At 72.5% G+C, this 17,699-nt stretch carries 15 protein-coding genes and 1 pseudogene; 7 read left to right on the top strand and 9 right to left on the bottom strand.

The genetic code is table 11. The features are described 5' to 3' along the window. Positions 1 to 68 precede the first annotated feature (68 nt). Positions 69 to 1,286, bottom strand: a pseudogene (locus tag ABTW72_RS13400) (MFS transporter); the annotation flags it as partial. Positions 1,287 to 1,500: 214 nt separating this feature from the next. Between ABTW72_RS13400 and ABTW72_RS13395 the strand changes: the two are divergent. From ABTW72_RS13395 to ABTW72_RS13385, 3 genes are all read left to right on the top strand, one after another. After that, on the top strand, positions 1,501 to 2,481 hold the full coding sequence (locus ABTW72_RS13395) for a helix-turn-helix domain-containing protein (RefSeq protein ID WP_350858206.1): 981 nt from the start codon (positions 1,501 to 1,503) through the stop codon (positions 2,479 to 2,481). A gap of 74 nt (positions 2,482 to 2,555) precedes the next feature. Beyond that, positions 2,556 to 2,795, top strand: coding sequence for a DUF397 domain-containing protein (locus ABTW72_RS13390; protein ID WP_091406147.1), 240 nt, complete (start codon positions 2,556 to 2,558; stop codon positions 2,793 to 2,795). A 259-nt stretch (positions 2,796 to 3,054) separates the two neighbouring features. Next, on the top strand, positions 3,055 to 3,330 hold the full coding sequence (locus tag ABTW72_RS13385) for a hypothetical protein (RefSeq protein ID WP_091406149.1): 276 nt from the start codon (positions 3,055 to 3,057) through the stop codon (positions 3,328 to 3,330). Positions 3,331 to 3,457: 127 nt separating this feature from the next. On the opposite strand, the gene nudC is transcribed toward ABTW72_RS13385, so the two are convergent. From nudC to ABTW72_RS13365, 4 genes are all read right to left on the bottom strand, one after another. Continuing rightward, positions 3,458 to 4,417, bottom strand: a complete 960-nt coding sequence (nudC, locus tag ABTW72_RS13380; protein ID WP_350858202.1) for an NAD(+) diphosphatase — start codon at positions 4,415 to 4,417, stop codon at positions 3,458 to 3,460. Positions 4,418 to 4,493: 76 nt separating this feature from the next. After that, positions 4,494 to 5,837: a M16 family metallopeptidase gene (locus ABTW72_RS13375; protein WP_350858199.1), complete on the bottom strand. Its 1,344-nt coding sequence runs from the start codon at positions 5,835 to 5,837 to the stop codon at positions 4,494 to 4,496. Then, positions 5,834 to 7,144: a M16 family metallopeptidase gene (locus tag ABTW72_RS13370; RefSeq protein WP_350858197.1), complete on the bottom strand. Its 1,311-nt coding sequence runs from the start codon at positions 7,142 to 7,144 to the stop codon at positions 5,834 to 5,836. The genes ABTW72_RS13375 and ABTW72_RS13370 overlap by 4 nt, the downstream gene beginning before the upstream one ends. 10 nt (positions 7,145 to 7,154) lie before the next feature. Next, positions 7,155 to 8,270: an LLM class flavin-dependent oxidoreductase gene (locus tag ABTW72_RS13365; RefSeq protein ID WP_350858194.1), complete on the bottom strand. Its 1,116-nt coding sequence runs from the start codon at positions 8,268 to 8,270 to the stop codon at positions 7,155 to 7,157. Positions 8,271 to 8,443: 173 nt separating this feature from the next. Between ABTW72_RS13365 and ABTW72_RS13360 the strand changes: the two genes are divergently transcribed. The 4 genes from ABTW72_RS13360 to ABTW72_RS13345 are packed head-to-tail and all read left to right on the top strand — an operon-like array spanning position 8,444 to position 11,618. Then, on the top strand, positions 8,444 to 9,508 hold the full coding sequence (locus ABTW72_RS13360; RefSeq protein ID WP_350858191.1) for an ABC transporter substrate-binding protein: 1,065 nt from the start codon (positions 8,444 to 8,446) through the stop codon (positions 9,506 to 9,508). Continuing rightward, positions 9,505 to 10,284, top strand: a complete 780-nt coding sequence (locus tag ABTW72_RS13355; protein WP_350858189.1) for an ABC transporter ATP-binding protein — start codon at positions 9,505 to 9,507, stop codon at positions 10,282 to 10,284. Before ABTW72_RS13360 ends, ABTW72_RS13355 begins: the two co-directional genes overlap by 4 nt. Next, the gene (locus ABTW72_RS13350) at positions 10,274 to 11,158 is read left to right on the top strand and encodes an ABC transporter permease (protein WP_091406165.1); all 885 of its coding nucleotides are present in this window, start codon (positions 10,274 to 10,276) and stop codon (positions 11,156 to 11,158) included. Before ABTW72_RS13355 ends, ABTW72_RS13350 begins: the two co-directional genes overlap by 11 nt. Position 11,159: 1 nt before the next feature. Beyond that, positions 11,160 to 11,618, top strand: a complete 459-nt coding sequence (locus ABTW72_RS13345; protein ID WP_350858186.1) for an RrF2 family transcriptional regulator — start codon at positions 11,160 to 11,162, stop codon at positions 11,616 to 11,618. A 213-nt stretch (positions 11,619 to 11,831) separates the two neighbouring features. Here ABTW72_RS13345 and ABTW72_RS13340 read toward each other — a convergent pair whose 3' ends face one another. The 4 genes from ABTW72_RS13340 to ABTW72_RS13325 all read right to left on the bottom strand — a co-directional run bounded on the left by ABTW72_RS13340 (position 11,832) and on the right by ABTW72_RS13325 (position 17,679). Beyond that, a complete protein-coding gene (locus tag ABTW72_RS13340; protein WP_350858183.1) occupies positions 11,832 to 12,032 on the bottom strand; it encodes a hypothetical protein in 201 nt (66 codons plus the stop codon). Between the two features lie 244 nt (positions 12,033 to 12,276). After that, entirely contained in the window at positions 12,277 to 13,590 is a 1,314-nt protein-coding gene (locus tag ABTW72_RS13335; protein WP_350858181.1) for a DEAD/DEAH box helicase, read from the bottom strand. 224 nt (positions 13,591 to 13,814) lie between these two features. Continuing rightward, a complete protein-coding gene (cspE, locus tag ABTW72_RS13330; protein WP_007464836.1) occupies positions 13,815 to 14,018 on the bottom strand; it encodes a transcription antiterminator/RNA stability regulator CspE in 204 nt (67 codons plus the stop codon). Positions 14,019 to 14,244: 226 nt separating this feature from the next. Further along, a complete protein-coding gene (locus ABTW72_RS13325) occupies positions 14,245 to 17,679 on the bottom strand; it encodes an ATP-dependent helicase (RefSeq protein ID WP_350858178.1) in 3,435 nt (1,144 codons plus the stop codon). Between the last annotated feature and the right edge of the window lie 20 nt (positions 17,680 to 17,699).

The raw sequence follows: 17,699 nt of genomic DNA, 5'->3' as shown, positions 1-17,699 counted from the left end.
CCACGGTCGGTGGGTGCCGAGAAGCCCTGTCGGTCGGCGTCCTCGACCGGTCGGCGAGGTGCCGGGAGCGTCGGGCGGGTGGGCGGAATCGGCGGGCGGGCCCCGGTCGGGGCGCTCAGGTGCCGGCCCCGCCACAGGTAGCTGCCGGCGGCCAGGGTGGCCACCCCGACGAGCGCGAACAGCAGCCGGTAGTCCAGGAACCCGACCAGCAGGGCACCCGCCCCGATCGAGATCGCCTGCGGCCCGCTGACCACCGCCTGGGTGGCCGCGGCGACCCGGCCGACCAGCGAGGGCGGCGTGCGGCGCTGGATCAGCGTGTGCAGACCCACCATCGTCAGCGGGAGCGAGACCCCGGCCAGCAGCACCGCCGCGAACCCGAGCCGCAGATCGGGGAACGCGAGCGCGAGCGCGGCCGGAGAGAAGAAGGCGACCCCGGCGGCCAGCGTGCCGACCTCTCCGAGCCGGCGGACCAGCGTCGGTGAGCAGAGTCCACCGAGCAACCCACCGACGCCCTGCACGGTGACCAGCACCCCCACGAACGCGGCATCCCGATTCAGCCCCTGGTCGACGTAGGCGAAGATCAGCGACTCGCTGAAGCCCATCACCAGTGACCCGAGCCCGTAACCGAGCAGGGCCCGCCGCAGAGCCGGCTCGCCGGCCAGGTGCCGCAGACCGGCGCCCAGTTCGGCCGGCCACCGCAACCGTACGGCCGGTGGCAGCTGTTGCGGGGTGGGCAGCGCGGTGACCACCGCCGCCGCGGTCAGAAATCCGACCATGCCGATTCCGGCCAGCGCCCAGCCGCCGAGCGCCGCGTAGAGCGCCGCGCCCACCAGCGGGCCGACCAGTCGGATCCCCTGACGTACGGTCTGAAGCACGCCGTTCGCGTCGGCCAGCAACTCGACCGGCACCATCTCGCGGATGAGCCCACTGAGCGCCGCGCCGAGCGTGATGGACGAGAGTCCGTACAGGGCGGCCACCAGATAGACGACCCAGACGTCGCCCGCGTCGCGGACGGTGAACAACGGAGCGAGCAGGGCTGCGGTCAGCACGTTCGCGGCCACGAAGAACGGTCGGCGCGGGTGGCGGTCGACGACCCAGCCGACCAGCGGCGCGAGCGTCATCGGCGCGATGACCGCGAAGATCGTGGCACCGGCCAACCCGTTCGAGCCAGTCAGATCCTTGACCCAGATGGCGAGTGCGAGCAGCAGGATCGACTCGGCGGTCATGCTGGCCAGCAGGCCGCCGAAGAGCAGGCGGAAGTCGGGTCGGCGCAGGATCGTGCGCATGGGTCCCTCCGGCGGGATGGCTGCCCGGGTGGGCGAGGTCGACGGGCCGCGACCGCGGGTCCGTCGTCATCCGGCATTCCCGTGGTGCGATTTTCGCAAGACACGCCCTCGCCGGAACCTCCGACACCGGTCGCGCCGTCCATACTGACCGTGGGGGGCGAATTTCATACAGTTACCGTCGCGTCTGCGGCGGTCGACGGGAAAAGAGGACACTGTGCCTCCTGCCGCACCCAGCCCGATCCTGCGTCGTCGCCGGTTGGGCATCGAGCTGCGCCGCCTACGTGAGGCCGCGGGCCTCACCGGCGATCAGGTCATCGAGCGTATCGGTTGGGCCTCCGCGTCCAAACTGTCCCGCTTGGAGAACGGCCGCAGCCGACCGGACCCGCAGGACGTCGGCGACCTGCTCGACCTCTACGGCGCCGACCAGGCGCTGCACGACGAGCTGCTGGGCATCACCAACGAGGCCGGCGACATGCGCGGCTGGCTGAAGAACTTCCCGGTGATGACGCAGCAACAGCGCGGCTGGGCCGAGTTGGAGGCGGGCTGCGCGGAGATCTCCGAGTACAACCCGGTGTTGGTGCCGGGCCTGTTGCAGACCCCCGGGTACGCCCAGCTCCGGATCGTGTCGGCCCGGCAGGTGAACGCCGGCGCGGGCGAGCCGGAGCCCGGCGACGAGCCGGATACCGAGGTGCAGGCACGGCTGGCCCGCCAGTCGCTGCTGACCCGCGAGCCGCACGCTCCCCGCTACACCGCCGTGTTGGAGGAGGCCGCTCTCGGCCGCCGGGCCGGGCCGCCGGAGGTGCTGCACGAACAGCTGCTTCAGCTCTGCGAGTTGGCGCTCCTGCCCAACGTGGCCCTGCACGTGCTGCCCAGGGACACCCCGATCGGCAATTGGTACCTTCCGCCGACCGCGTTCTCGGTCTATCGGTTCGCCGATCCCCTCGATCCGGAGACATTGGCCATCGAAGGTGGCTTCACCGACGTCATGTCGACCGACTCAATCACACTAAATCGCTATAAAGTGGTGTTCGAGTGGCTATGCACGGCGGCACTTGACGCTTCGGACACCCTCTCCTGGCTGATCGAGGCGACGGGACGGCTGACCGAGGCGGCGCCCCCATCCACAGTGGCGTTCGGGCCGGCAACGGCGCCGACCCAACGCCGCCGGGAATCAGGGCGACTGACGGACCGGTGATCCACGGGGGACCCTCCGTCGGGACGTGCGGCACCACTCGTCCCATCGGATCGCTGCACATCAGGAGCAGAACCATGAACGAAATCCGCAACACGCCGTCCGTCTCCGCCCACTCGTTGGCGGACGCCCCGTGGCGTACCAGCACACGCAGCCAGACCTCCAACTGCGTGGAGGTCGCCCCGCTGGCCACCGGACCGTCGGCTGTCGCCCTGCGCGACAGCAAGGACCGGGGCGGCCCGGTTCTGCTGTTCAACCGCACGGGATGGCTCGGTTTCATCACCGGGGCGAAGAAGGGCCAGTTCGATCTGAACTGATCCGGTGACTGGCACGGGGCCGTCGGCGCACTGCCGGCGGCCCCGTCGCGTCGTACCCCCCGCCTCGGTCGCTCGCGGCCCGCCAACTCCGTCGCTTTGCGACCCGGCGACCCCGCTGAGCAGCCATCCGCCGATCGGACGAGGCTCGAAACCGATAGGCGCGTTTCAGTTGCTGGGACGAACACGGGGCGTAACATGGCCCTCGGATACGTGGAACTTCCACACAGGCTCATCCGTCGCGGTTCATCCGGAGACCCTCATGCGGTTCCTGATCGTTCGCACCGACATCCGCGCCGTCGCTGACGGGGACATCGCCGCCGCCTGGGCGGACGGCCACCGACTTCGCGACGAGACGACCACGCCCGAACCGCGCCGGCAGATCGTGCACGCCGAGGACCGGGACGCCGCGCTGCTGCTGGCCCGCGCCCTGGCCACCGTCGGCGCGGTCCGCGCCGGCAAGCAGCGGGTCAAGGTCCTCCCGCTGATCGAGTCGCGGCCCGCCTTCCGACACAGACCGGGCCGCACCGGCACCTGATTCCACAGGTCGTCCGTCGTGGTCGGACCGGCTCCCCCGCCGCGTTACTCGCACCCGCCGACCACGACGGCCCGTGTTCCCGGCCCGTGACCGCCGCGGCAACGGCGGCCACGGGCCGGGACCGTGCTCAGCGGTCGGCGTCCACCCAGCCGTCCAGCCAGCGGTGAATGAGGAACAGCGCGATCGACGACGGAGGCGGCAGGATCAGCTGAGCCCCGTCGCCCACGTCCACCGTCTGCCCGGCCAACGCCGCCCCGATCTCGCGGCGGGAGAACCACCGGGCGTACGCGATCTCGGACGGGTCGACCCGCACCGGCTCGGCCGGGTTCGCGGTGGCCAGGAAGCCCAGCATCAGCGAGCCGGGGAACGGCCAGGCCTGGCTGCCCACGTACCCGATGCGCTCGACCCCGATGCCCACCTCCTCGCGGACCTCGCGCAGCACCGCCGCCTCCGCCGACTCCCCCGGTTCCACGTAGCCCGCCAGGCAGGAGTAGCGGCGACCACCCGGGGTGCCCTGCCAGCCGGCGTTGTTGCCGAGCAGGCAGCGACCGTCCGGGCCGTCCACGCCGTCATGGACGAGCACGATCATCGCCGGGTCGGTACGCGGCCAGATCCGCCCACCGTTGCGGTCCACCCGCGACCAACCGGCCTCGTCCATCGCGGTCGGCGCGCCGGTGCTCGTCGAATAACCGTGTCGGGTGTGCCAGTTGACCAGCGCCAACGCTGTGGTGAAGATGCCGGCCTCCCGGTCGGCGAGCAGGTGACCCACCTCCCGGAGGTGGACCGCCCGGGTCCCCGGGATCGCCGGAAGAGGCGCGTCGACCGCGAAGACCGGCACCCCGTCCGGCTCGACGCCCAGGAACATCGCCATCGACTCCGACCCGGCGGGCACGTCAGCCGCACCGAACAGCACCAACGTCGGAGGCGACGTCTCGGTGCGGGCCAGCGTCCGACCGTCGTCCGTCGAGTCGAGCAGCAGTACCCGGGCGCGCAACCACGCCTCGGTCAACCACTGCGAGTCACCCCGCCGGTGCGCGGCCCGATCCAGCGTGGACCGCGCCAACGGCGGCGCCGCCTCCCCGCTCACGCCGGCGCTCCGCTTCGCTGCACGCCGCCGTGAAGCGGCCCGCTGCTGACCCCCATGGCTCGCTCGCTCCGCTCGCTCACGCCTCTTGCTCGGTCTGAACCGTGGTCAGCGCGGCCAGCCCCGGGGTTACCCGCTCCGCGTCGCCGAGCACCACGATCGCCGCCCGAGCCGGGGCCAGGTAGCGGGCCGCCGCCTGGGCGACGTCGTCGATGCTCGCCTTCGCCAACCTCGCGGCGTACTCGGCGAGGAAGTCCAGGCGCAGACCGTTGCCGGCGTACGCGCTGGTCAACGCCGCCAACCCGGCCTGGGTGGACATGCCGAGCTGGAGGGTGCCCAGGGCGTACTGCCGGGCCTGCTCCAACTCCTCGGGCTTCGGAGGGAGCGACGCCAACCGACCCAGCTCGTACGTCGTTTCCAGCAGCGCCGGGCCGGTGACCTCGGTGGCCACGTCGGCGGCAGCGACCAGCACCGACCCCGCGACGGAGTGCTCGATCACCGAGTGCGGGCCGTACGTGTAGCCCTTGTCCTCGCGGATGTTCTCCACCCACCGGGAGGAGAAGTAGCCGCCGAAGATCAGGTTGGCCAGTTGCAGCGGGGCGTGGTCCGGGTCGGTGCGCGACACCGCCGGCAGCGCGATCCGCAGCGAGGACTGCACCGAGCCCGGCCGGTCGACCAGCAGCAGCGGCCCCGGTTCCAGCGGCGGGGTCGCCGGCAGTTCGGCCACACGCCCGGCACCCGACCAGCCGCCGAGTGCCCGCTCGGCCGCGTCCAGCGCCTTCTCCGGCTGCACGTCACCGACCAGCACCAACTGCGCGCCGGTCGGGTGGACCCGCTCCGAGTGCAGGGTGCGCAGCGCCGCCGGTCGGACGGCGCGGATCTGGCCGGGCTCCGGCGTCTGCGTCGCGTACGGGTGCCGGCCGTAGATCCGCTTGAGCAGCGCCTCCCGGGCCAGGTGCGAGGGTTGGCTCTGCGCCACCTGGATCCGGTCGACCAGCCGGTCCCGTTCGGTGGCCACCTCGTCACTGGGGTAGCTGGCACCGGTCAGCACCTCGGCCAGCAGCTCCAGCATCCGGTCCAGACCGGTGACCAGGCCGGCGCCGGAGAGCATCAGCCGGTCCGGGTCGACGCCCGCGGAGAGCCCGCCGCCCACCTTCTGCAACTCGGCGGCGATCTGCACGCTGGTCATCGACTCGGTGCCGGAGAGCATGGTCTGCGACAGCATCGCGCCGCGGGCCAGGTGGACCCGGCCGAACGGCACCCAGAGCCGCAGTTCGACCAGGGGTACGGCGGGCCGGCGTACGGCGATCACGGTGAGCCCGTTGCGCAGTGTGCGCTCGGCCTGCTTGGGCACCTTGAGCTTGCGGGTCGGCCCGAGCGGCGGCAGCGTACGCGGTGCGGCAGGAGCGGTGGTGACACTCATCGGGCGCCTCCGGCGATGACCTCGATGGCGGCCCGGCGTTCCGGGCGCAGGGTGGCCGCGGCGGCCCGGACCTGCTCCTCGGTGACCTCGCCGACGAGCCGGGGCAGTTCGTTGAGCAGACCCGGTTCGCCGCGTTGCTGCTCCAGCACGGCCATCCGCAGCGCCCGACCGAGCACCGCATCGGTGTCCCGCAGCAGGTGGGTTGCCATCCGGGCCTGGGTGCGGGCCAGCTCACCGTCGGTCAGCCCGTCGGTGGCCAGCCGGTCCAACTCCTCGTCGATGGTGCGCAGCACCTTGTCCACATCGCCACCGGGCGGCAGGTGCGCCTGCAGCAGCAGCGCGGTGGGGTCGCGGACGTCGAACGGGTCGCCCATGAAACCGAGGTATCCGCCGAGGCTGGTCACCATGCGGTCCCGCTGCACCAGCCGTTCGACCAGCCGCGACGCGTCGCCGTCGGTGAGCACCTCGGCCAGCACCACGTACGGCAGGTAGCCGCCGAAGTCGGTGACCGGGTCGGGCACGCGCCAGGCGCCGGCCACCGCCGGCAGCGGTGCCAGGGCATCGGTGTACGAGGTGCGCCGCTCGGCGCTCAGGTCGGGCTCGGTGAAGTCGGGCCGTTGCGGTGCCGGTCGGGCCGGCACGTCGCCGAAGTGCCGGGTGACCAGCTCGGTCGCCTCGGCCACGTCGATGTCGCCGCTGACGGCCAGCACGGCGTTGCCGCTGGCGTAGTAGCGGCGGAAGAAGTCGGCGGCGTCGGCGACGGTCGCCGACTCCAGGTCGTCGAAGGAGCCGTAGCCGTCGTGGGCGTTCGGGAAGGTGTCAAACATGACCGGCGGCAGAGTGAGCCAGGGGAAGCCGCCGTACGGCCGGTTGAGGACGTTGACCCGGATCTCCTCCTTGACCACGTCGACCTGGTTGCGCAGGTTCTCCTCGGTCAGCCGGGGGCCGCGCATCCGGTCCGCCTCCAGGAACAGCGCGCGCTCCAGCGCGTTGCTCGGCAGCGTCTCGAAGTAGTCGGTGTAGTCCAGGTGGGTGGAACCGTTGAAGGTGCCACCCGCGCCCTGCACGTGCCGGAAGTGGGCCAGCTTCTCCAGGTTCTCCGAGCCCTGGAACATCAGGTGCTCGAAGAGGTGGGCGAAGCCGGTACGCCCCTCCGGCTCCGAGCGGATGCCGACGTCGTAGACCACCGCCACCCCGATCACCGGGGCACTGCGATCGGGGGTGAGCACCACCCGCAGGCCGTTGTCGAGGGTGAACCGCTCGACCGGATACTTCGTCGCTGGAATTCTGGATCTCCGCGCCGCCACGGAGTCGACCCTAGCGCGTCGACACCTCCGCCACCCGCGACCTTCCCGGAGCCGCCGCGACCGGGGCCGTCACCAGGGGCAGCACCTCGGCGCCGACCCGCTCGGCCTCCTCACGGTGCGGCCAGCCGGAGAGGATGAACTCGTCGACGCCGAGCGCGGCGTACTCGTCGATGCGGGCCGCGACCTCGGCGTAGCTGCCGACCAGCGCGGTGCCGGCGCCCTCGCGGACCAGGCCGACGCCGGCCCAGAGGTTCGGCGCGACGGTGAGCCCGTCGGTGCGGCCGGCGTTCAGCGCGGCCATCCGGGTCTGACCCACCGAGTCCATCCGGCGGAACCGGGCCTGGGCGGCGGCGATCCGCTCCGGGCTCATCCCGGCCAGCAGTCGGTCCGCCTCGGCCCACGCCTCAGCGCTGGTCGGCCGGGCGATGACGTGCAGCCGGAGGCCCGTGCGCAGGGTGCGGCCCTGCTCGGCGGCGAGCGCCCGGACCCGGGTGACCCGGGCCGCGATCGACGTCGGTGGTTCACCCCACATCAGGTACACGTCGGCCTGTCGGGCGGCCACCGTCTCGGCAGCCGGGGACGCGCCCCCGAAGTAGACCGGCGGCGGCGCGGCGAGTGGGGTGGCCAGGCCACCGCCGTCGACCCGGTAGTGCTTTCCGGCGTAGTCGAACGGCCCGCCGGCCCAGGCACGGCGAAGCACCTCGACGAACTCGCCGGTGCGCGCGTAGCGGTCGTCGTGCCCGAGGAAGTCGCCGTACGCCCGCTGCTCGGCCGGGTCGCCCCCGGTCACGATGTTGAGCGACAGCCGGCCACCCGAGACGGCCTGGAACGCCTCGGCCTGCTGGGCGATCAGGGTGGGCAGCGCGAAACCGGCCCGGACCGCGACCAGCATGCCGAGCCGCTCGGTGTGCTGGGCGACCGCCGCGCAGACGATCCACGGGTCGGGGCAGCCGGCGCCCACCGGGGTGAGAACGGCGGTGAACCCGTTCGTCTCGGCGGCGCGGCCAACCTCGGCCAGGTAGGCCACCGTCGCGGCCCGGTCGTGCCTCGCGGCGCCCGCGGTGACGGTGGCGGCACCGACCTGGTCGCCGTCGCCGGAGGTGGGCAGGAACCAGTGGAAGGTCATCGCGAAGTCGCCTCTCTGCCGGTGACCGAACGCCGATTACCCTAGCAAGCTGGTAGGAAATACCGACATAACTGAGACGCGCCATCCCGCCATGTGGATGGGCCTTGACGCTGACCGCAGCCTGGCCCACTCTTCCTACCAACTAAGTAGGAATACTGCGGATTGGATGGACGATGAGACGGCTCCCCCTGCGCCGGTTGGTCACCCTGGCCACCCTCGCCGTGGTCGGCGCGGCGACCCTGGGCAGCACCGCCGCGTGCGGCGACGACAGCGAGGGCGCGGGCGGCAGCTCCGGCCCGGTGACGCTGCGCCTCGGCTACTTCCCCAACATCACCCACGCGCCGGCGGTCGTCGGCGTGGAGAAGGGCATCTTCGCGGAGAAGCTCGGCACCAACGTCAAGCTCGACCCGAAGACCTTCAACGCCGGGCCGGCCGCCATCGAAGCGGTCTTCTCCGGCGCGCTGGACGCCACCTACATCGGTCCGAACCCGACCGTGAACGCCTTCTCGAAGTCCAAGGGGGAGGCCGTCCGGGTCATCTCCGGCGCGGCCTCCGGCGGGGTGGCGCTCGTCGTCAAGCCCGGCATCACCGGCGCGCAGGACCTGAAGGGCAAGAAGATCGCCACCCCGCAGTTGGGCAACACCCAGGACGTGGCGATCCGGTACTGGCTCAAGCAGCAGGGCCTCACCACCACCAAGGAGGGTGGCGGCGACGTCAAGATCGTGCCGCAGGAGAACGCCCAGACCATCGAGACGTTCAACAGCGGCGGGATCGACGGCGCCTGGGTGCCCGAGCCGTTCGTCTCCCGCCTGGTCAACGCCGGCGGCAAGGTGCTGGTCGACGAGCGCGACCTGTGGCCGGACAAGAAGTTCGTCATCACCAACCTGCTGGTGAGCACGAAGTTCCTCAAGGCGCACCCGGACGTGGTGCAGAAGCTGGTCGACGGCCAGGTGGCCGCCAACGAGTTCGTCAACACCAAACCGGACGAGGCGCAGCAGGCCATCTCCGACGCGATCGGCAAGATCACCGGAAAGCCGCTGGATTTGAAGCTCATCAAGCAGGCGTGGCCGACGTTGGAGTTCACCAACGACCCGATCTCGTCCTCGCTCAAGGCCGGGCTCGACCACGCCGTCGACGTGGACCTGACCGAGCCGGTGGACCTCAAGGGCCTGTACGACCTGAAGTACCTCAACAACGCGCTCAAGGCGCAGGGCAAGCCCGAGGTCGTCCAGCCATGACGTCGACCACGACGACGCCGCAGAGCGCGACCACCGCGGTCGCGCTCTCCGGCGTGACGAAGGTGTACGGGCGCGGGGCGAACGCCGTCCTGGCCCTGGACGGTGTGTCGCTGGACGTCGCGCCCGGCGAGTTCGTCTGCCTGGTCGGCGCGTCCGGCTGCGGCAAGAGCACCCTGCTCAACCTGGTGGCCGGGCTGGACCGGGTCAGCGGTGGGCAGATCACCCTGGCCGGTGACGCCAACCCGGGCCTGATGTTCCAGGAGCCGGCGCTCTTCCCGTGGCTGACCGTCGACGCCAACGTGGAGGTGCCCCTCAAGCTGCGCCGGCTGCCCCGGGCCCAGCGTCGCGAGCGGGTCGCCGAGCTGCTGCGCACGGTGCACCTGGCCGACTTCGGCCGTAAGCGCCCGCACGAGCTCTCCGGCGGGATGCGGCAACGGGTCGCGCTGGCCCGCACCCTGGCCCTGGACACCCCGGTGTTGCTGATGGACGAGCCGTTCGGCGCGCTGGACGCGATGACCCGGGACATCCTGCACGACGAGCTGGAACGGATCTGGTCCGAGCGCAAACTCTCGGTGCTCTTCGTGACGCACAACGTCCGCGAGGCGGCCCGGCTAGCCGACCGGATCATCCTGCTCTCCAGCCGACCCGGCCGGATCATCTACTTCACCGAGGTGGACATCCCGCGCCCCCGCCGGATCGACTCCCCCGAGGTCGCCGCCATCGCCGCCGAGGTCACCGAGCGGCTCCGTACGGAGGTGGGCCGCCATGGCCAGTGACACCCTCACCAGTTCGGCGCGTACCGACGCGGAGATCACCGGCCTCGACGCGCTGGAGATCGCCGGCCGGGACAAGGAGGTCTCCCGAGGCGCCCGGATCTGGGCGGCCACCTGGCCCAAGCTCGCCGCGCTGGCCATCGCCATCGCCGCCTGGCAGATCGTGGTCTGGACCGGCTGGAAGCCGCCGTACTCACTGCCGCCACCGCTGGAGGTTGGCCGCGAGCTGGTGGCCCAGGCCCAGGGCCCGCAGCTCTGGGACGGCCTGCTCACCACGCTGCAACGGGCCGCCCTCGGGTACGTCTTCTCGGTCGCCGTCGGCCTGCTGCTCGGCCTCGCGGTGGCCCGGTCCACTGTGCTGCGCGCCGCCATCGGCTCGATGATCACCGCATTGCAGACCATGCCGTCGATCGCCTGGTTCCCGCTGGCCATCCTGCTCTTCGAGCTGAGCGAGAAGGCGATCTTCTTCGTGGTGGTGCTCGGCGCGGCGCCGTCCATCGCCAACGGGGTGATCTCCGGGGTGGACTACGTGCCGCCGCTGCTGGTGCGCGCCGGCCGCAACCTGGGCGCCCGGGGGCTCAACCTCTACCGGTACGTCATCGCGCCGGCCGCCCTGCCGGCGATCGTCGCCGGCCTCAAGCAGGGCTGGGCCTTCTCCTGGCGCAGCCTGATGGCCGGTGAGCTGCTCGTGAGCGGTATCTCGCAGACCTCGCTCGGCGCCCAGCTCACCTACTCCCGCGAGTTGTCCGACGCGCCCTGGCTGCTCTCCACGATGATCGTCATCCTGGTCGTCGGCCTCGTCGTGGACGCGGCGTTCGGCGCGGCGGACAAGGCGATCCGGCGCCGCTGGGGCGTACTGGACCAGGCTGGTCAGTGACGTGTTCGTCTCCGCGCGCAGCGACTACGCGCTCCGGGCGATGCTCGCCGTCGCCGCCGCCGGTGGTGGCGGGAACGGCGACCGGGTCGGCGAGTTGGTGAAGGCGGCCAGCCTGGCCGAGGTGCAGGACATCCCGCTCAGCTTCCTGCAGGGCATCCTGCTGGACCTGCGCCGGGCCGGCCTGCTGCACAGCCATCGCGGCGCCGACGGCGGGTACGCGCTGACCCGCCCGCCCGACGAGATCACCGTCGGAGACGTGCTGCGTGCGGTCGGCGGCTCGCTCACCACGGTGCGCGGTCTGCCGGCCGAGCGGGCCGGCTATCACGGAGTGGCCGCCGGGCTCACCGACGTCTGGCTGGCGGTGCACGGGGCGATCGCCACGGTGGTCGACTCCACCACCCTGGCCGACCTGCTCACCCACGCCCCGAGTGCGGTCAGCACCGACGCGCCGCTCGCATGATCGCGCTCGATCATCGATGTAGTGGCCTCGCCCGCCTGGGAAGGGGCCCACGTCCTCGACGGGCGCGATCCTGGGCTCGTGCGTCGTGCACGAGCACACCGGGGAGGGCGCGGAGGCGATGTGGTCGGGCCGGTGCCCCGCCGACCCGACCACACCTCGTACCGATCCTGACCGGGCCTGCCCCTCCGCCGGCACCGGTAGGCCGGTCGCTGCTCAGCCCACGTGGGCGGTCGCCGGGCTGAGGCCCGGGTCGCCAGGACTGTGCAGCTCCACCAGACCGGCGGGAGCGTTACCCGCCGGGGTGGCATGCCAGGGCGCGAAGGCCGCAACCATGGCGAGCAACAACCCGGCGAGCGCGACCGCGACCACCAGGATCAGTTCACGCAGTGCGCCCGAGCCGACTTCGCCCGCCATGGTCACCCCTCCCGTGCCGGGCCCCCCGCCCGACTTCCCCCGTCGGTCAGCCTCGACCACGAACGGCCGGGGCGCAGTCGGCCAGCCGACCCAGCGGAGGCTGATTACCGACTCAGCAGAGTGGGCCACCCGGCAAGGCCGGCTGACCGGTCGGGCCGCACGGACAGCCGACCGGCTCGGAAACCGCGCAGACAAAACCGACCCGCCCCGCAGAAGCGGGACGGGTCGGTCGACGCGCAGAAGATCAGACGGTACGCGGGCGACGCGGGCGACGGGACCGGCCCGACGCGCGGTGCGCCGGCCGGGCGCCCCCATCGGCGGCCGAGCCGCCGGAGGTACGGGCCCGAGAGGCGGGCGCCGGCGGAGCGACGATGGTCACCGGCACACCGGACGGCTCGCGGGCACCGGTCACCCGGGCCAGCGCTCCGTCACCAAGGCGCACCTGGACCGACTCGGGCCGGATACCTGCGGTGGCCATCAGCCGGGACACGTCCCGACGCTGCTCCGGCAGGACCAGGGTGACCACGGAACCGGACTCGCCGGCCCGGGCGGTACGGCCGCCCCGGTGCAGATAGTCCTTCGCCTCGGTCGGCGGGTCCACGTTGACCACCATGTCCAGGCCGTCCACGTGGATGCCACGGGCCGCGACGTCGGTCGCGACCAGGGCGGTCACCTGACCGTTGCGGAACTGCTCCAGGATCCGGGTGCGCTGCGGCTGGGACTTGCCACCGTGCAGCGCGGCCGCGCGTACGCCCTTGGAGAGCAGCTGGCGGGCCAGCCGGTCGGCGCGGTGCTTGGTGCCCATGAACAGGATGGTGCGGCCCTCACGGGCGGCGATCCGGGTCAACGCGTCGGGCTTGTCCGCAGGGTCGACGTGCAGCACGTGGTGGGTCATCGCGGTGACCGTCGCGGTGCCCGGGTCCACCGAGTGGGTGACCGGGTTGCTCAGGAAGCGACGGACCAGCCGGTCCACGCCGCCGTCCAGGGTCGCCGAGAAGAGCATCCGCTGCCCCTGCGGCGCGACCTGCTCCAGCAGTTTGGTGACCTGCGGCAGGAAGCCCATGTCGGCCATCTGGTCGGCCTCGTCGAGCACGGTGATCTCGACCTGGTCGAGCCGGGCGTCGCCACGGTTGATCAGGTCGTGCAGCCGACCGGGGGTGGCGACGACCACCTCGGTGCCGGCGCGCAGGGCGTCCGCCTGCCGCTGCAACGACAGGCCGCCGACCACAGTGGCGCAGCGCAGCCCGACGGCGCGGGCGTACGGGGCCAGAGCGGTGGTGACCTGCTGAGCCAGCTCGCGGGTCGGCACCAGCACCAGGGCCAGCGGGCGGCCCGGCCGCGCCTTACGGCCGGCGGTGCGGGACAGCAGCGGAAGCCCGAAGGCGAGGGTCTTGCCGGAGCCGGTACGACCCCGGCCCAGCACGTCCCGGCCGGCGAGCGAGTCGGGCAGCGTCGCCGACTGGATCGGGAACGGCTCGGTGATGCCCTGCGCGGTCAGCGCGGTGAGCAGCGCCGGCGCCAGACCGGTATGAGCGAAAGAAGGAATAACTGTGGTCATGCGGAAGCCTTCCTCGACGCGGCACGTGTCGAGGGAGGGCGCCGAAGTCGGCGCTGTCAACCGGCGGAAAAAGGCCGCCAGGACTCACAAGCACGAACCGAAAGGGAGTACAGGCCGGCCCGCCGCCGGGCCGCCGCCTGCGTGAGCAGGCGGCGGCGGGGCGGGCCGGTCCCGTCACCGTCACACCCGGAGGGCGCGACAGGTAATGCTGACCGATCCGAAGATCAGAGCGGGCGGATGTTCTCCGCCTGCGGGCCCTTCTGGCCCTGGGTCACCTCGAACTCGACCCGCTGGTTCTCGTCCAGGCTCCGGTAGCCGGAGGACTGGATCGCCGAGAAGTGGGCGAAGACGTCGGCGCCGCCGCCGTCCGGGGTGATGAAGCCGAAGCCCTTGTCAGCGTTGAACCACTTCACGGTGCCAATAGCCATGTGTTTCGTCTCCTTGACGGAACGTCGGACACGCACTTGTTGCGTGCCCGAAGAGGAGCGCTCCGCGCGGGGATGCGCGAATCGCCTGTCGCTTCTGGTCGCCCCGCCCGGAGAACTCCGGACACAACAAAGAGCGCCTGGGGCCACAATCCCGCCAGGCGCACACAGAGTCTCTGGTAACCAAAACTGCAACCCGGTCAACCTACCACGGTTTTCCCCGCGATGGTCAATGTTGGGCAGAATCCTCGGGCAACTGGGCGATCATGGCCGTGAGGCCGGTCACATCCAGCAGGTCGGCGGGCCGCACGGTCACCCCGTGGCGGACGTAGTGGAACGCCGCGCCCACCAGGTCGACCGGCACGCCGGCCAACTCCGCCCAGGCCAGCCGGTACACCGCCAGTTGCACGGCGGCCACGTCGGCCGCCGGCCCGGTGGGCTGCGCGCCGGTCTTCCAGTCGACCACGTCGAACCGACCACCCGGCCGGGCGAAGACCGCGTCCATCCGCCCCCGCACCACCACGCCGGCGATCACCGTGGCGAACGGCACCTCCACCTCCACCGGTGACCGGCCGGCCCACTCGCTGGCCAGGAACCGCTCCTGAAGCTCGACCAGCGCCTCGTCGGGTGCGGCATCGGCGTCGGCCGCGCCGGGCAGCTCGTCCAGGTCCAACAGGCGGTCGGCGCCGAAGCGCTGCTCCAACCAGGCGTGGAAGGCGGTGCCCCGACGGGCGTACGGGTTGGGTTCGGCCGGCACCGGGCGACGCAGCGTACGGGCCAGCGCCGCCGGATCGCGCCGCAGCGCGACCAGCTGGGTGACGCTCAGCGCCCCGGGCAGCGCCACCTCGACCGCACCGGAGAGCCGGGTCAGCTCGGCGCGCTCCGCCAACAGCAGGTCCGCCTCGCGCTGCCAGCGCGCCACCTCCGGATCCACCTCCGACTCGACCGGCTCGGCCGGCTCGGCCGACGATCCGATCGGCGTGACCGGCCCGGCGGGCACCGGCCCGACCGGCCCGGACAGCGCCGCCGCCGGACCGTCGGCCATCAGGCGACGCACCAGCCCGGCCGCCTCGGCCAACGCCGGCCGGCGACCGCCCAGCGGGTCGGCCGGCCACTCCGCGCGGAGCACCACCTCGGCCGTGGGGTTCGTCGCGTCGGGAGTCGGCTCCGGCGCCCACGCGTCGATCAGGTGCCCCGGCCCGCCGTCGAGGCAGGCGTCGTACACCTCACGCAGGAAGACCGACGGACCCCGCGGTCGCTTCGTGCCCTCTCCCCACCAGTAACCGGAGCAGAGCAGCAGCCGGCGCGGCCGGGTGACCGCCACGTACGTCAGCCGGCGTTCCTCCCGCTCGTCGTGGGCCCGCCACGCGTCGGTGAAGTCGGTCACCGCCCGCGCCACGGCCCGCTGGTCCCCCGCCTCGTCGAGCGCCAACTCGGGCAGCCCGTCGGCGTCGCCGCGCAGCGGGAACGGCAGCACGCCCAGCCCACCCAGCCAGTGGTCGGAGTTACGAACCGGACCCGGCCACAGCCCACGACTGAGCCCGGCCACCGCCACCACGTCCCACTCCAGGCCCTTGGCGGCGTGCGCGGTGACCACCTGCACCGCGCCCTCCACCACCTCGACCTCGCCCGGTGCCAGACCGCGCTCCTCGTCCTCGGCGGCGGCCAGGTAGGACAGGAACCCGGACAGGGTCGCGCCGGGCGTCTCCCCGCTGAACCGGGCCGCCACGTCGCCGAGCGCGTCCAGATGGCCCCGGGCCAGGCCCGCGTCGCCGGCGCCGTCCCGGCCGGCCCGCACCGCGACCTCCACGTCCAGGCCGATGGTCCGCTCGATGTCCGCGATCAGGTCCGGCAGCGCCTGGTCCAGCCGGTAGCGCAGCAGCGCCAACTCCCGGCCGTACGCGCGCAGCCGCGCGAACCCCTCCGCCGAGTACGCCTGCGCCGGCCCGAGGTCGGCCAACGCCTCCACCAGCGTCGCCTCGTCCAACAGGTCGGGGCTGATCTCGGAGGCCTCGTCGGCGGCCACCTGTCGCCGGGCGTTCGCGATGGCCCGGGCCCGCCGGTGCAACGCCACCAGGTCACGTGGCCCGATCCGCCAACGGGCGCCGGTGAGCAACCGCAGCAGCGCGGCGCCATCGGTCGGGTCGGCCAGGACCCGCAGCGTACAGACCACGTCGCGTACCTCGGGGGTGTCCAGCAGGCCGCCCAGCCCGACCACCTCGACCGGTAGGCCACGCTCACGCAACGCCGACTCGATCGCCGGGATCTGGCTGCGCACCCGGACCAGCACGGCGGTCGTCGGACGGCGGTCCACCGGGATGTGTTCCGGGGCCGCGCCCGGCATCCCGGCCGCCCCACGCCAGGCGGCGAGCACGCTGTCGGCGATCCAGTCGGCCTCGTCGGCGTACGTGGGCAGCATCGCGCAGTGCACCGTGCCGCCGGCCGCGCCGCTCGGGCTGCGGTGCGGGATCGGGTCCCGGACGGTCAGCGCGGAGCGCAGCTCCGGCACCCGGGCACCCGCCGCCCGCAGCGGGGTGGAGAGCGCGTTCGCCACCCGGAGGATCTCCGGGCGGTTACGCCAACTCGTGGTGAGGCCCAGCGCGGGGGCCGGCTCACCGTTGGCGCGGGCGAACTCGGTGGGGAACCGGTCCAGGGTGCCCGCGCTGGCCCCCCGCCAGCCGTAGATCGACTGGCACGGGTCGCCCACCGCGGTCACCGGGTGCCCGCCACCGAACAACGCGTTGAGCAGCACCACCTGGGCGTGGCTGGTGTCCTGGTACTCGTCGAGCAGCACCACCCGGAAGCGGTCCCGCTCGATCACGCCGACCCCCGGGTGGTCCCGGGCCACCCGGGCCGCCCGGGCGAGCTGGTCGGCGAAGTCCATCGCCTCGAAGTCCTCCTTGCGCCGGGCGTACGCCCGCACCAGCGGCAACAGGCGCAACCGGGTCTGCTGGAGGGTGAGCGCCTTGCGCACGTCGGCGTACACCCGACCCGGCCGGGACTGCACCTCGGCGAAGAACCGACCGGTCCAGGCCGCCAGGTCGTCCGGTGCGACCAGGTGCTCGTCCAGCTCCCCGGCCAGCGCCAGCACCGCGTCGGTGATGGTGCTCGGCATCCGGTCCACCTCGGACATGTCGCCGTCGTAGTTGCGCACCAGCAGGTCCACCAACTGCCAGCGGGACGCCTCGGTGAGCAACCGGGTGGACGGCTCGTAGCCGGCCCGCAGCCCGTGCTCGGTGACGATCCGCCCCGCGTACGAGTGGTAGGTGGAGACGGTGGGCTCGCCCGCGAGCGGGTCGTCCAGCGGGTTCCGTTCCTGCCGGCCGAGTCGGCGGATCAGCTGGTCGAGCCGGGTCCGTACCCGATGGGCCAGCTCGCCGGCCGCCTTGCGGGTGAAGGTCAACCCGAGGATCTGCTCCGGCCGCACGTACGAGTTGGCCACCAGCCAGACCACTCGGGCGGCCATCGTCTCGGTCTTGCCCGACCCGGCGCCCGCGACCACCAGCAGCGGCTCCACCGGGGCGGCGATGATCGCGGCCTGCTCCCGGGTGGGAGCCGGCAATCGCAGCAGCTTGGCCAGCTCCACCGGTGTGTACCGGGGGCCGGAGTCCGCGAGTCGGGGCGTCGGCGCGGGGCCCGCGCCGAACAGGGTGGGCTGACTCACCGTGCCGTCTCGGTTCCCAA

The organism is Micromonospora sp. NPDC127501, from assembly GCF_040302185.1.
In the GTDB taxonomy this organism is placed as follows: domain Bacteria; phylum Actinomycetota; class Actinomycetes; order Mycobacteriales; family Micromonosporaceae; genus Micromonospora.
The sequence above is the reverse complement of the archived record's forward strand: the minus strand, read 5'-3'. Positions and strand labels throughout refer to the sequence as shown.